9 protein-coding genes and 3 pseudogenes are annotated in these 14564 nt (G+C 63.3%); 8 read left to right on the top strand and 4 right to left on the bottom strand.

Annotation, left to right across the window (positions count from 1 at the left end; genetic code table 11):
• Positions 1-21: 21 nt before the first annotated feature.
• The 7 genes and pseudogenes from FHS92_RS16530 to FHS92_RS16500 all read left to right on the top strand — a co-directional run.
• Positions 22-291, top strand: coding sequence for a hypothetical protein (locus FHS92_RS16530; RefSeq protein WP_184081792.1), 270 nt, complete (start codon positions 22-24; stop codon positions 289-291).
• 139 nt (positions 292-430) lie between these two features.
• On the top strand, positions 431-1660 hold the full coding sequence (locus FHS92_RS16525; protein ID WP_183956216.1) for a TolC family protein: 1230 nt from the start codon (positions 431-433) through the stop codon (positions 1658-1660).
• Positions 1657-2895, top strand: a complete 1239-nt coding sequence (locus FHS92_RS16520; RefSeq protein ID WP_184081791.1) for an efflux RND transporter periplasmic adaptor subunit — start codon at positions 1657-1659, stop codon at positions 2893-2895. Before FHS92_RS16525 ends, FHS92_RS16520 begins: the two co-directional genes overlap by 4 nt.
• Entirely contained in the window at positions 2892-6005 is a 3114-nt protein-coding gene (locus FHS92_RS16515) for a CusA/CzcA family heavy metal efflux RND transporter (protein WP_184081790.1), read from the top strand. The genes FHS92_RS16520 and FHS92_RS16515 overlap by 4 nt, the downstream gene beginning before the upstream one ends.
• A gap of 27 nt (positions 6006-6032) precedes the next feature.
• Positions 6033-6407: a copper-binding protein gene (locus FHS92_RS16510; protein ID WP_343056754.1), complete on the top strand. Its 375-nt coding sequence runs from the start codon at positions 6033-6035 to the stop codon at positions 6405-6407.
• A 244-nt stretch (positions 6408-6651) separates the two neighbouring features.
• A complete protein-coding gene (locus FHS92_RS16505; protein ID WP_184081789.1) occupies positions 6652-6912 on the top strand; it encodes a hypothetical protein in 261 nt (86 codons plus the stop codon).
• A 491-nt stretch (positions 6913-7403) separates the two neighbouring features.
• Positions 7404-7988, top strand: a pseudogene (locus tag FHS92_RS16500) (efflux RND transporter permease subunit); the annotation flags it as partial.
• A 444-nt stretch (positions 7989-8432) separates the two neighbouring features.
• Here FHS92_RS16500 and FHS92_RS16495 read toward each other — a convergent pair.
• Both FHS92_RS16495 and FHS92_RS18435 read right to left on the bottom strand, forming a co-directional pair.
• The gene (locus FHS92_RS16495) at positions 8433-10508 is read right to left on the bottom strand and encodes a TonB-dependent receptor (RefSeq protein ID WP_184081787.1); all 2076 of its coding nucleotides are present in this window, start codon (positions 10506-10508) and stop codon (positions 8433-8435) included.
• A 155-nt stretch (positions 10509-10663) separates the two neighbouring features.
• Positions 10664-10892: pseudogene (locus FHS92_RS18435) on the bottom strand (integrase); the annotation flags it as partial.
• Between the two features lie 126 nt (positions 10893-11018).
• On the opposite strand from FHS92_RS18435, the gene FHS92_RS16490 reads away from it, so the two are divergent.
• Entirely contained in the window at positions 11019-11672 is a 654-nt protein-coding gene (locus FHS92_RS16490; protein WP_184081786.1) for a hypothetical protein, read from the top strand.
• A gap of 546 nt (positions 11673-12218) precedes the next feature.
• On the opposite strand, the pseudogene FHS92_RS16485 reads toward FHS92_RS16490, so the two are convergent.
• Together FHS92_RS16485 and FHS92_RS16480 are read right to left on the bottom strand one after the other, a co-directional pair.
• Positions 12219-13347 (bottom strand): annotated as a pseudogene (locus tag FHS92_RS16485) (tyrosine-type recombinase/integrase).
• Positions 13348-13550: 203 nt separating this feature from the next.
• Positions 13551-14468: a site-specific integrase gene (locus tag FHS92_RS16480; protein WP_343056757.1), complete on the bottom strand. Its 918-nt coding sequence runs from the start codon at positions 14466-14468 to the stop codon at positions 13551-13553.
• Between the last annotated feature and the right edge of the window lie 96 nt (positions 14469-14564).

Here is a 14564-nt window from a genome sequence, read left to right as displayed (position 1 = left end):
GTTCAATCAAGGATTTTCGACATGAAGACGTTACTGACACTGGCCGCAGCAATTGCGGCACTCACAGCCGCATCCGCCAGTTTTGCGAGCACGCCTGCCGGCGGCCATTGGGAATGGCAATCGCGCCCGACCCCCGGCCCGAACAAGTCCAACCTTCCCCAGCAGGTCCGGGTCTGGATCAAGGATAGCGGCACCGAGGTGGCGGACTGCAACTGTAGCATGATGAAGATGAGCGCGGCCGATTGCATGATGGACATGCCGGGCAAGCGCGCCATGCCTTCGGCTGGTTAAGGCGATTGCCTGGCCGATAACGAAAAGCAACCTGGCCAGGCGCGTGTCGCCGGCGAGGCAACTCATTGCTTCGCCGGCGCACGTTTTGCCCCTGATTGTTTGACGTTTCGGTCCGGCCTCCGCCGATCAGGAGAGCTCCATGCGAAAGATTTTTCTGGCGCCACTGCTCGTGGCCATCCCGGCCGCCGTGCTGGCCGAACCCATGACGTTCGATGCCGCGCTCGACCGCGCTGCACGCGAAGCGCCGTCGCTTGCAGCGAGCGAGGCGAGCGTCGAAGCCACGCGGTCGACGGCAATTGCCGCCGGTCGGCTGCCCGATCCGACCTTGGTGGTAAGCCTCGAGAATTTCCCTGTTTCGGGGCCACCTGCTTTCACATTGAACAGGGACAGCATGACAATGTCACGCGTCGGAATCGAACAAGCGTTTCCCAATCCCGCCAAGCGCCGTGCTCAACAGGGGCGAGCACAAGCAGACATCGGCGTGGCCGAGGCCGATCTGGCGGTCGATGCCCAGAATGTGCGGCTCGAAACCGCGCTAGCCTGGGTCGATCTCTACTATGCCAAGCGGCGCCTTGCCCAACTTGAGCGGCTCGACGCGAGCCTTGGCGATCTGCAAGCTACCGTCACGGCGAGGCTCGCGTCTGGTTCGGCACGTCCTTCGCAGGCGCTTGAACCCGAGCAGTTGCGCGCAGCCATCAACGACCGTCGCAGCGAGCTCAGGGCCGATGTAACCAAGGCGCAGGCGAGACTTGCGCGCCTTACCGGCGACCCCGACTCCGATGTTACCGGGGACCCGCCGGTGCTTGAGGTGTATGGTCCTGCTTTGCGGACCCATGTGGCTTCCCTACCTCGACTTCAGGCTCTGGACGCCCGAGCCCGTGCTTCCGAGGCGGATGTCACGCTTGCCCGCGCTGACAAACGCCCGGACTGGCGGGTTGGAACATCCTATGGTCGTCGCGCTCCCGCTTATGGCGACATGGTTTCGGTCACGGTCAGCATCGATCTGCCATTCTTCGCAAAGCGCCGGCAAGATCCCTTGATCGCCGCGCGCGAAAGCGAGGCGCAACGTGCTGGGTTGATGCGCCAAGCTGGAGAGCGTGACCTCTTGGCCGAACTCAATGCCGACCTTGCGGACTATGCCTTGCATCACCAGCGGCTGATGAATGCGCGCGATACATTGGTGCCGCTCGCCAAGCGCCGGGCCGAACTCGACATGGCGAGTTACGCCGCGGGCAAGCTCGATCTCGGAAGTGCTTTGCTATCGAGCCTGGCGCTCGCCGAAGCCGAAGTCGATGCGCTTTCGCGCGAAGCCGAGGTCGCCCGCGACGCGATCCGGATCAACTACACTTATGGAGGAGTTCGGCCATGACGCTGGACAGGACAAACGCAATGCGCTGGGGCACCGGGGTGCTGGCAGTCACGATGCTTGCCGGTGGTGGCGGCTATTGGCTCGGACAAAAAGGCGGCCCGGCCACGACTGAAACGGGATCGGCCCAATCGGGTCGCAAGATCCTCTACTGGTACGATCCGATGGTGCCGGCCGAGCACTACGATAACCCCAATTCGCTCTCGTCGATGGGGATGAAGACCGTGCCCAAATATGCCGACGACGCCCCCATGGGCGATGCGATGCCCGGCGTCAGCGTCGATCCCGCTGCGCGGCAGAATCTTGGCATGCGCGTGGTCGCGGCCGAAATGGGCGCCTTGCCCTCTGCCCTCACGGTTACCGGCACGATCGACTTCAACCAGCGCGACGTGGCGATCGTCCAGGCCCGGTCCGGCGGCTTCGTCACCCGCGTCTACGCCCGCGCGCCCGGCGATGTGATCGGCGCGGGCGCGCCCATCGCCGACCTCCAGCTGCCCGAATGGGGCGGCGCGCAGACCGAGTTCCTTGCCGTGAAGAGGCTCGGCAAGCCCGAGCTGACCGCCGCCGCACGCCAGCGGCTGCGGCTGATGGGCATGTCCGATGCGCTGATCGGCGAGGTCGAACGGACGGGCCGGACCAATGGCACGGTGACGATCCGCTCGCCGATCGCGGGCGTGATCCAGTCGCTCGACGCGCGTCAGGGTGTAACGCTCGGCGCGGGCCAGACGCTCGCGCAGGTCAGCGGCATCGGCACGGTCTGGCTCAACGCCGCCGTGCCCGAGGCGCAGGCGGGTATAGTACGCGTAGGCCAAAGCGCAAGCGCCACGCTGACCGCCTTTCCGGGCGAAAGCTTCGCCGGACGGGTGAGTGCGATGCTGCCCGCAGCGCAGGCCGACAGCCGCACGCTGACGGCGCGGATCGAACTCGCCAACCGTGGCGGACGGCTGCGACCCGGCATGTTCGCTGCTGTCGCATTGGGGAGCGAGGGAGGTCAGGCGCTGCTGGTGCCGAGCGAAGCGGTGATCAGGACGGGCGCGCGCACTCTCGTCATGCTGGCGCTCGCCGATGGCCGCTATCGTCCGGCCGAGGTCCGCACCGGCCGCGAGGGCGGCGGCAAGACCGAAGTGCTGGCTGGGCTGGCCGCAGGCGAAAAACTCGTCGCCTCGGGCCAGTTCCTGCTCGATTCCGAAGCAAGCCTCACCGGAATAGCTGCGCGGCCGATCGGAGGCGGCAAGTGATCGCCGCGATCATCCGCGCTTCGGTCAAGGGACGCAATCTTGTCCTCGCGGCTGCACTCGTGCTTACCGCAATCGGTGTGGCGGCGGTTCGGACCACGCCGGTCGATGCACTGCCCGATCTCTCCGACGTGCAGGTCATCATCCGCACGAGCTGGCCGGGACAGGCGCCGCAGATCGTCGAGAACCAGGTCACCTATCCGATCACCTCGACGATGCTCTCGGTGCCCGGCGCGCGGGTGGTGCGCGGCTATTCGTTCACAGGCGACAGCTTCGTCTATGTTCTGTTCGACGACGGCACCGATCTCTACTGGGCGCGGAGCCGGGTGCTCGAATATCTGAGCCAGGTCCAGAGCCGCCTGCCCGAAGGAGCGACGGCCTCGCTCGGCCCCGATGCGACGGGCGTTGGTTGGATCTACGAGTATGCGCTGGTCGACAGGACCGGGCGGCACGATCTCGCGCAACTCCGAAGCTTGCAGGACTGGTTCCTGCGCTTCGAGCTCAAGACCGTGCCCGGCGTCGCCGAGGTTGCGAGCATCGGCGGCATGGTCAAGCAATACCAGGTCGTGGTCGATCCGCAGAAGCTCGCCGCCTATGGCGTGAGTGCCGAGGACGTCGCCGAGGCACTGAAGCGCGCCAATCAGGAGGTCGGCGGAGCGAGCGTCGAGATGGCCGGGGCCGAATACACCGTGCGCGCCAGCGGCTATCTCAAGACGCTCGACGACTTCCGCAGCGTTCCTGTCCGCACCGCAGCAGGCGGCGTGCCGGTGACACTGGCCGATGTCGCGAGCGTGCAGCTCGGCCCGGAAATGCGGCGCGGTGTGGCCGAACTCAACGGCGAGGGCGAGGTCGCGGGCGGGGTCATCGTCATGCGCCAGGGCCAGAACGCGAGGGCAGTGATCGACGGCGTTCGAGGGAAGCTCGACGAATTGAAGAAGAGCCTGCCTCCCGGCGTCGAGGTGGTCACCACTTATGACCGCTCAGGGCTCATCGATCGCGCGGTCGAGAACCTGACCGGCAAGCTGGTCGAGGAATTCATCATCGTTGCGCTCGTCTGCGCGCTGTTCCTGTGGCACGCGCGCTCGGCACTGGTCGCAATCCTCACCCTGCCGCTCGGCATCCTCATCGCCTTCATCGTCATGCGGGCGCAGGGCCTCAACGCCAACATCCTCTCGCTGGGCGGCATAGCCATCGCCATCGGCGCGATGGTCGATGCGGCGGTGGTGATGATCGAGAATGCCCACAAGCACCTCGAGCGCTGGCGTCACGACAATCCGGAAGCAGAGCCCGACGCGCCAACGCGGTGGCGGCTAGTCACGGACGCCGCTGCGGAAGTCGGCCCGGCGCTGTTCCTGAGCCTGCTGATCATCACCTTTTCCTTCCTGCCGATCTTCACGCTGCAGGGTCAGGAAGGCCGTCTGTTCGCGCCGCTCGCCTTCACCAAAACCTATGCGATGGCGGCGGCCGCCTTCCTCTCGATCACGCTGATCCCGGTGCTGATGGGGCTCCTAATCAAGGGCCGAATCCCCAGCGAGGAAGCCAACCCGATCAACCGTTGGCTGGCGCATGCTTACCGCCCGGTGATCGACTGGGTGTTGGCGCGCCCCAAACAGACACTGCTGATCGCCGCGCTGGTTTTCGCCACCAGCCTTTGGCCGATGGCGCGGATCGGCGGCGAATTCCTGCCGCAGATGGACGAGGGCGATCTGCTCTACATGCCCTCCGCGCTTCCCGGCCTCTCGGCGGCCGAGGCCAGCCGCCTGCTCCAGCAGACCGACCGGCTGATCAAGACCGTGCCCGAGGTCGAGAGCGTGTTCGGCAAGGCCGGCCGCGCCGACAGCGCGACCGATCCCGCTCCCCTCGAAATGTTCGAGACGACGATCCGGTTCAAACCGCGCGGGTCATGGCGGCCAGGCATGACGCCCGAGAAGCTGCGCGATGAACTCGATGCGCGGGTGAAGGTGCCGGGCCTCGCCAATTTCTGGATCCCGCCGATCCGCAACCGCATCGACATGCTGGCGACCGGCATCAAGAGCCCGGTCGGAATCAAGGTTGCCGGATCGAACCTCGCCGAGATCGACCGCACCGCCAAGCGGATCGAACAGGTGGTGAAGACCGTGCCCGGAGTCTCCTCCGCACTGGCCGAACGGCTCACCGGCGGGCGCTACATCGACGTCGATGTGAACCGCGCCGCTGCCGCACGTTACGGCCTCAATGTCGCCGACGTGCAGGCGGTGGTCTCGGGCGCGATCGGCGGCGAAACCGTCGGCCAGACGGTCGAAGGACTGGCGCGCTACCCGATCAGCGTGCGCTATCCCCGCGAGCTGCGCGACAGCATCGACAAGCTTACGAACCTTCCCGTCCTGACCCCGTCGCGCCAGCAGATCACGCTGGGCACAGTTGCCAGCGTCCGCATCAGCGACGGCCCGCCGATGCTCAGAAGCGAGAACGGCAGGCCGGTGACCTGGATCTATGTCGACGGGCGCGGGAGCGACATGCAGACGCTGGTCGGTGACATCAATCGGGCGATTACCGGCAAGGTCGCTCTGCCGCCCGGAGTCAGCATTTCCTACACCGGCCAGTACGAGTTCCTGGTCCGCGCCAGGGAACGGATGAAGCTGGTCGTTCCGGTGACGCTCGCGATCATTTTCGCGCTGCTCTATCTCACCTTCCGCCGCTGGGACGAGGCGTTGCTGATCATGGGCACGCTGCCCTTCGCGCTCACCGGCGGGCTGTGGCTGCTCTACTGGCTGGGCTACAACCAGTCGGTCGCCACGGCTGTCGGGTTCATCGCGCTCGCCGGTGTCGCCGCCGAGTTCGGGGTGGTGATGCTGATCTACCTCAAGCAGGCGCTCGAAGCGCGAACCGACGGCGATGTCGCCGCTGCGGTGCGCGAGGGCGCGCTGCTGCGCGTGCGGCCCAAGGCGATGACCGTCGCGGTGATCCTCGCCGGCCTGCTCCCAGTGCTGGCCGGCGGCGGCGCCGGTTCTGAAGTGATGAGCCGGATCGCCGCGCCCATGGTCGGCGGTATGCTCACCGCGCCGCTGCTCTCGATGCTCGTCATTCCGGCCGCCTATCTGCTGATGCGCCGGCGATCAAGGACCCGTTCCTAACCCCTCTAACGTGCAAGGAGAAGACATGTGAAAACTCTGTACCTGACTGCGACGATTGCCGCCGCTCTTATGCTCACAGCCTGCGGCAAGCAGGCTGAGACTGACACCGCCGCGACTGACAAGCCGGCCACAGCCGAAGTTTCTGATAGCATGAGCGGGATGGCGATGTCTGCCGACGCGAAAATGGCGAAGAGTACCGGTACAGTCACCGCGATCGACAAGGCAACGGGCAAGATAACACTTACCCATGCGCCGATTCCAGAAGTCAGCTGGCCGGCGATGACCATGGCCTTCACTGCGAAGTCGGAACTGCTCGACAGCGTGGCGGTGGGCGACAAGGTTGTGTTCGACGTCACGATCGCGGGCAGCGCTGGCGAAGTGACAGCGATCAGCAAACAATAGTCTGCCGTCCGCCGACTTCAGGGCAAACTTTCGCAGACCGAAGCTACAGTTGTTGAGGATCGTCCAATGGACGGCGAGGCACATTGGCTACCTCGCCGTCACATTACGCCATCAGCAGGCTTCGACGTCTACCCATTCGCGGACCGGTGCCTGCAAGGGCGCCCTCGGGCCGTGCTGCGGCCGCATCCGCCAAACATAGCGGCCAGTCTTGCCGGTATAGCTCGGGTCGCAGTTAGGGCCTCCGATGCCCGTCAAAGCCTCGCGTTGGTTTCCAGCCTTCCTGCAGATCGGCGCCTTTAGTGGTGTTCGCGGTCCAATTTGCGGTGACGATTGCCACTCACATTTGTCCGCGGCCGGCTTTGGCGCGTCGGCTTGCGCCGATACCGGAGCGGAAATGCCAAGCAAAATGGCGAATGCGGCAGCCGAGGCCGCGCTGATCATCATGGTCTTCATGGGTATTGTCCTTGATCCGAGGATAATTGGGCGAGGCATCAGGGACATCTGAGGAAGCGGGGCTTCCCAGCTCCGAAAGCTTCGCCGCGCGAAGCGTCAGATCAGCGGGCTGGGTGGATGAGGTTCCGGTTGGAGCGACCGTCCCTCAAGGGCAGAGGTCAGCGGCCAGAGGGGTGATGGCGAGACCGTTACTGGCTGCTTCCATGCGACAGGCAACGTTTCCAGCAAATATGGCGTCTGACAACCCATGCCGGCCATGCAAGCAAGCGTCATCCGATCGCAAGGCAATGGGTTCTCGTCGTTGCCGTTCGTCATGCCCAGGCAATCCATTGGCGTGGGAGCGGCCATCTGATGCTCGACCGCCGTCGCTGGGACCGAGTCAGGAGGTAGCGCCACAGCCTGTCCGAAAAGACCGAACAAGAAGCTGACGACCAGCATCAAGGAGAGCGCTCGTCGCATGCCATCATTCTCTGCCTTGTGCCCGAGTCCGTCAAGCTTTGACGCCCGTGGCAGGAGAATAGCTTGAGCCAGAGAGGACCGCCGCCGCGCGGCATCGGCGTGTCCTACTCGGACCAGTATGAGTCCCTTGTGCGCCCGGTCGAACGGAGGAAACTCGTGATTCCGGTCACGCTCGCGATCATCTTCCCGCTCCACTACCCGACCTTCCGCCGCCGGGACGAGGCACTGCCGATCATGGGCACCTTGCCGTTCGCGCTCACCGGCGGTCTATGGCTGCTCTACTGGCTGGGCTACAACCAGTCGGTCGCCACTGCGGTCGGGTTCATCGCGCTGGCCGGCGTCACAGCCGAGTTCGGCGTGGTCATGCTGATCTACCTCAAGCAGGTGCTCGACGCGCGTGGTGACGGCGATGTCACCGCCGCCGTGCGCGAAGGCGCACTGCTGCGCGTGCGGCCCAAGGCGATGACGGTGGCGGTGATCCTCGCCGGCCTGCTCCCGGTCCTCGTAGGCGGCGGCGCCGGCTCCGAGGTGATGAGCCGCATCGCTGCGCCCATGGTCGGCGGTATGCTCACCGCGCCGCTGCTCTCGATGCTCGTCATTCCGGCCGCCTATCTGCTGATGCGCCGGCGATCCCCATTCCCTGTTCAACCCGAAGGAGAAGTGAAGTGAAGCCGACCCTGTTGATTGCGTCCAGCCTCCTGGCTGTGGTCTCGCTCGCCGCCTGCAAGCAGGCCGAAGCGCCGAAACCCGCCGACAGCGGCACCGCATCCGGCACAATGGCGAACATTCCTATTACCGCTCAAATGAAGCACGGCATGGCAGCCCACACGGTCAGAGCGATCGATCACGGCGATATGAGCGGCCTCGGATGGTCCGCCATAACGATCGGCTTCTCGGTTCGCCCGGAGGGGCGCCAAAGATCATGGTCGACATTGCCTGATAGTCACGGCGCAAGGCGTCTTACATGTAGCCCTCCGGACACAAGGCGAATGTAGGCGGGACGGCCGATTCGAGGTCGAAGTCAGGCCGGTTGAAGAACATCCGGGCGCGCCACACGATCGTCAGTTGAAGAGCGGCAGGAGCGGCTTAAACCACCCCTGCGCCCCAGTCAGTTCAGAACTTCAGCCGAGCCGTGAACCGAGCGTTGATCGGTGCACCGGGCGTAATGTTATTGTTGTTGTGCGCATCCGAGAAATATCCCTGGTCGAACAGGTTCTCGACATTCAGCTGGAGGTCCAGCCGGTCGCTGGCCTTGAAGAACAATGCCGCATCGACGCGGGTGAAAGCCTGAAGCAGTGTGGTGTTCGCGGCAGTACGGATGGCGGCGAACTGGCTCGACTGGTGGACCACGCCCAGTCCTGCGCCGACACTGCGGCTGAAGTCATAGCGGTTCCACAGCGCAAACTGATGCTTGGGCACCTGTGCGAGCGCCACGAAGCTGTTCCCGCGCAGCTCGGCATCCTGATAGGTATAGCCGCCGGTCATCTGCCACTGGGGTGTGATCCGGCCGGTCAGCGCCAGTTCGACGCCCTTGGTCCGCGTTTCGCCGATGTTGATCGTCGCGGTGACATTGCCCGGATCGGGCGTCGTTGCGTTGGTGCGATCAAGCTGGAACAGGGCAAGCGTGACATTCAGATCGGGGCGGATGTCCCACTTGACGCCCAGTTCGTAGTTGGTGAACTTTTCCGGCGCGAGGTTGGCCTGCGTTGCGGCCATCGTCAGGAACTGGTCGCCCGAGCGCGGCAGGAACGACTGGCTGTAGCTGCCGTAGATTGAGATGTTTTCCTGCGGCTTGACGATTAGGCCGATGCGCGGGGAAACCTTTTCATCCTTGCGCGCGAATGGGCGCGGCGTGCCGATCAGATCGGTGCCCTTGATCTCGAACCGGTCATACCGCAGCCCGACCACCAGATCGACATGCTCACCAAAGCTGATCTGATCCTGCGCGTAGGCCGAGAAGAACTGCACATTGGATTCGGTATTGCGGGCCAGCGCGCCGAAAGTCACCGTCGGATAGACGATGTTGGCCAGGTTCAGCGTGCTGCTAGACAGCGTGCCGTTGCGGCGCTGATTGGTGGAATCCTGATCGCCATATTCAAGGCCAAGCAGAACCTTGTTGCCGATCGAACCGAAGTCCACATCCCATACCAGATTGCTCTGGGCGATGAAGTTCTGGCGCTTGGTCGGATCGATATAGCTGGAAAGCACAACCGTGCCGGTCTGGCCGATGGCCGCGCCATTGGCGAAGACATTGGTGTAGTATTTGTCATAGTCGCCATAGAGCACGGTGCTCGACCAACTGAGGTTTTCGGCCAATTCGCCATCCAGGCGCGCCTTAACGATGTGCGCTTCCAGACCCGTGCGGTTGACGCCGGGCGTGCCGAAGAATGTATCGCGATAGCCGGTGATGGGAACGTTCGGCTCGCCAGTCACGGTCGCGATCGACGGAACGCCGCGGTCGGTGACGCGATCGTCGTTCACATATTCATACGACAGGCCCAGCTTCCACTGGCCCAGATCGACCGCGAAATAGGGATTGATAGCATAGCGTTCGCCGCCAAAGAAATCGCGGTGATTGTCGAGGCTCTCGTAGTTGGCGTTGAGCCGGAATGCCGCGTTGCCGCTGATCGGTGCGTTGATGTCCGCCGATATGTCCCACGCACCGAAGGTGTTGACGCTGGCCGTGCCGCCCACTGCCAGCGCATCGGCCGACGGCGTCTTCTGCACGCGGTTGATGATGCCGCCGCTACCGCCGCGCCCGAAGATCAGCGCGAAGGGGCCCTTGAGGATTTCCACGCGTTCGATGTTGTAGAGGCTACGGTAGTACTGCGCATCATCGCGCACGCCATCGAGGAAGAAGTCTGCCGTGGTGTTCTGGCCGCGCAGGGTGATCTGGTCGCGGTTGCCTTCGCCCTGACCCACTGTCGTTCCCGGCACATAGCGCAGGACATCGGCCATGCTACGCTGCGCCTGATCGTCAAGCCGCTCGCGCGTGACGACCGAAATCGACTGCGGCACATCCAGCAGCGGCGTATCGGTCTTGGTGGCGGTGACCGAATTGTCGGCCTTGTAACCATCAGCCTTGCCCGTGACGATAATGGTACGTGCGTCATCGCCATCAGCTTCAGAGGCCCACGCCCCGGTGGGCACGCACAGCAACGCGCTGGAAACGAGCAGAAACTTTTTCATGAGAACCCCTGAACCGAATTGTATCTAATGCCGCCCCTAGCCTTATTGCGAATGCGTTGCAATATACAATTCCCCCAATCGGGCAATCGAACTCACCGCTCAGGCTGCGCATCGCCGCCAAGCGCGGACCTGGCAGAGCTATCCATTAGTTTCAGTTATGCATGACCTAACATCCGCCCTGCAGCTCCCTGCTCGGCGGCTAGGTTGCGATTGTAAAACAGTGGCATGCGCCGGCTTTTCCAGCGCATTGCATCCATAATCCCCGAGAGGTCCTCGCCTGCCGCAAACAAAATAGTCCTGATTCACTACAACCCGCGTCGAGAGCACACTCACTTGCCTGAGCAGCGTAGCAAACGTCGCCGCATCGAGATCGCTGAACGCCCCGGCAAATGGGTTCAAGGGGCATTGCGCAGCCGACAAAGCTTCCCCTCAAATTGCGCGAGTATATTTTGCTGAGGGATTCGCAGGGCGGCCGCGTATAAAGTGGATGACTACGAGGAGAATGGCGTCGTGACTGACATCGACCTTGCACTTGCGCGACTTGGGCAGGCCCCGATGCCGGCGGGACTGGCGGCGAACGACGATGCTGTTCTGACCGGCGCGGCAAGGCGACAGCAGGAAGCTGCGTTGGCGCCGCGGCTGATGGGGGTCGCAGAGAAGCTCTCGCGCTTGGCCTGGGGATTGAGTTTCCCAACTTCACACGCGCCGTCCGGGTTATTCTTTCGCTCTGAGGATTCTCATCACATGCGACTATTGCTTCTTGGCGCCCTTGCGCCTGCGGTGCTCATGACCGCTCCAGCTAACGCGCGTCCGACCCGCGTCGATATTCCCGTTCAGATTCAGCCCAATTCTTGGGTTTATGTGCAATGGGTGACGGTTAAAGCTGAAGACGGACGCACGATTGTTTCGGGATACGTTCGCAATAAGAAATGGTTCGCCAACAGACGAGGTGACTTACACATCGCCTTCGTCAAAAATGATCAGCAGATTGGATGTCAGGAAAGCAACTGGAGAAAATACCGATTCCACTCTCGTGGCCAGTGGCGCTTCTCTGCCTCGGCGGACATCCCCGCCTCAGATATCGATAGCATCCGGATTTCGCACGCGATCCATGATCAGGGTAGCGATCACCCAGCGAATTCGTTGAACACATGCTCTGGATAACAGGTCGCCTCACGTTGCGCTCAAGCCGCAAACTTGCTGTTTTGGGCGTGGCACTTTTGCTCGTCGGGTGAGCTTCAGGCTCACCTTTCAGGGGCAAAAATTGCGCTCGTGTCGGATGACCAGATCGTCGTTGTCCGAGCCTCCGCGAGGCTGAAGCAGAATGGCGTTCTCGTCGCCGGCGATGTCAGGAGAACCAACTTCCTGGCGGGCGTAGTGCCTGGCCACCTCCATGTTGAAGGCCTGGACCTGAAGGGCCAGGTCATAGCTTCAGCCGAAGCCCCATGGGGTGAGTTCAAAACTCGATATCGGCGTGCCTATTTTCGGGCATTCCTCAAGACGGAAAACCCTGCCGCTATAGCATCAATCAGCGTGAAGAGCGCTTCCGAGTCGCGGTAGCTTATCTTGCCGGTATCGTCCCTGGCGGCTCTGAATCTCGTTCGGCTGATCTGCGCCGGCGACGCCGTACTCAGCCACAACGGGTTCGCTAGGACACGGTTGAGAAGGGAATGTTTCACGATAAAGCGTCGCGCCAATCCAGCTTGAATTTCATTCCAATCGCGTTAGCAATCGGCCCGTGGCGCCTGCTTCTGCAGCGAGGTTTCGGTTATAGACAAGTGGCATGCGCGGACTCTTCCAGCGCAGCGCGTTCATGATCCCCCCCAGATCTTCACCGGCGCTAAACAGGTTCTGGGTCAGTCCGACCCGCGTCGAATGTGCGCTGATCCCTTTGAGCAACCGCGTCAGGTCATCGCCCGTCAGATCAGGTAACTTCCCCCTTCGAACGCGCGCCAAACCATCGCGCGAAAAATCGGCCCGATTGAGCCGGGATGCAGCGCGGCTGTTCCGACATCATATTCGACCCGCGCCGGCGCTTGCGGGCTTCAAGAGGGTCTTGCGCAAATCCCACCGCTCGCGGCCCGAGATGGAATCGATCCTCCTGCCCTTCACCGCAGCCATCTCTTTGAACCGCCGGACATTGACCCGCCGGAATAGCGGCCCATCAATGATGGCGGCTGCCTTGGTCCACGCGACTACCGCCCGCACAGTGCGTGGACTGAGGAAAGCGGTCGCCCCCTCCCCCTCCTGATCTCCCTTGGAGCGATGAACGCTGAGCAGCCGCGCCTCGGGATCGAGGGCCTCGATCACATCGGCAATCTGGACCGCGACCAATTCCGCGGCCCGCAAACCGGTATCGTAGGCGAGCGAGAGCAGCGCGCGATCGCGCAGACCCGGCAGATCATCCGAACACGCCTCCAGCAGCGAGCGCACATTGAGTCTCTTGGCTCCGTCCTCGACGACGTTGCGCACCGGCCCCTTGAACCGCAGCGGCCTTGCCTGGTCCTGTCGCACGCCGACCGTGCGGCGGATCGCCTGCAACCGCAATTTCACCAGCGGGTCGCGGGTCGTATCTTTCAGATCGAAGCTGGTGGATATTGGCGATCGAGGCCTTGTAGCGGCCAAGTGAGGCCGGCTTGCTCCCCTTCCCGGCGCGGTCGTCGAGACAGTCCGCCACGGTTTCAGGACTCGCCGGCAGCGCGATCCGGTTGTGGCGCCGGCACCAGAGGTCGAACGCCTCGAGATCGGACTTGAGCGCGCGAATGCTGTGGGGTGACGAGGCTGCCTGATAAGCAGCGATCAGCGCTTCGTTGACGACGATGCGCTCGCCCGCGCGCATGTTCACCACCGCCCAAGACAGATCGTCGGCCGATCCGGGCGCGATCGCGCCAGTTTCGGCCGGAATTAGGGCATTCTCGTCGTTCGGCGCTTCGGCTTCCATCGGTGCCGAGCCTACGTCACCTTATATAGACTCGTCAAATCCGCTTATGTGATAACTGCAATTATCATATGTGATATCAATGCTTTAATTACATGTATTCGCTACAAGAAAGCGCCGCCCGCATGGTCGTCAAACAATTCAGCCGAACGGACGTAGCCCAGCAGCACCTCGACCTTCTTGTGCCGCGACACTTCCTGCATCTTGGCGATGGTCGCCCCGGCGCGCGAGGCCTCGGTGAGGAACCCCGCGCGCAGCGAATGGCCGCCCACCGTTTCGGGATCGAGCCCCACGCGCCTCGCGTATTTCTGGAGCAGCCGCGCGATCGAACGGTCCGACATGGGCTGGTCGGTCATGCGCCCCTGCGGGTCGATTCGATAGAACAGCGGTCCCGCGCCGCGCGCCCGCACCGCGAGCCAGGCCTGCAGCCGCTCGACCGGCCGCAACGACTTGCCGGATGGAACCGCGATCACCTGCCCCTCCCCCGCCTGATCGGTCTTGGAATGGCGCAGCGTCAGCTTCAGGCCCTGTTCCACCAATTCGACATCGCGCCATTCCAGCGCGACCAGCTCCGACCGGCGCAGCGCCGCCGCCAGGCCCAAGGCCAGGATCGCCCGGTCGCGGATCGCGCGCGTGCCTTGCCCATCCGCCGCCGCGATCATCTTCGTCAGCTCGCTGGCGGTGATCGCAGCCTTGCGGGCGCTGGGCCGCACTCTTGCCTCGCGGCGGATCCCGGCGAGCGTATCGGTGATGACCATGCGTTCATCGCGCTGGACCGGTGCGACCAGCCCGTCCTGCCGGTGCTTCCACCCGATTGCGGCGAGATGGCGGCCAATGGTCGTATCAGCTTTGCCCGCCAGCGCGAGCGAAGCAAGGTATGTTGCCACCGCCTCAGGCCGCGCCGGCAACGGGTCGAGCGAACGTGCGTCGCACCAGCCTTCGAACTGGTTCCAGTCGCTGGTGTAGGCGCGCAGGGTATTGGCGGCCTTGGCCTGGGCGCGATAGGTTCGTGCTGCCGCGATCTGTCACGGGACAAAGAAGTAAACAATCAACGTAACCTATTGATATAAAATCATAGAGTGACGAAATCAGTGCATGAAATCCTGGCACTGAAGTAT

The organism is Sphingobium subterraneum (assembly GCF_014199435.1).
In the GTDB taxonomy this organism is placed as follows: Bacteria; Pseudomonadota; Alphaproteobacteria; order Sphingomonadales; family Sphingomonadaceae; genus Sphingobium; species Sphingobium subterraneum.
The sequence above is the reverse complement of the archived record's forward strand: the minus strand, read 5'-3'. Positions and strand labels throughout refer to the sequence as shown.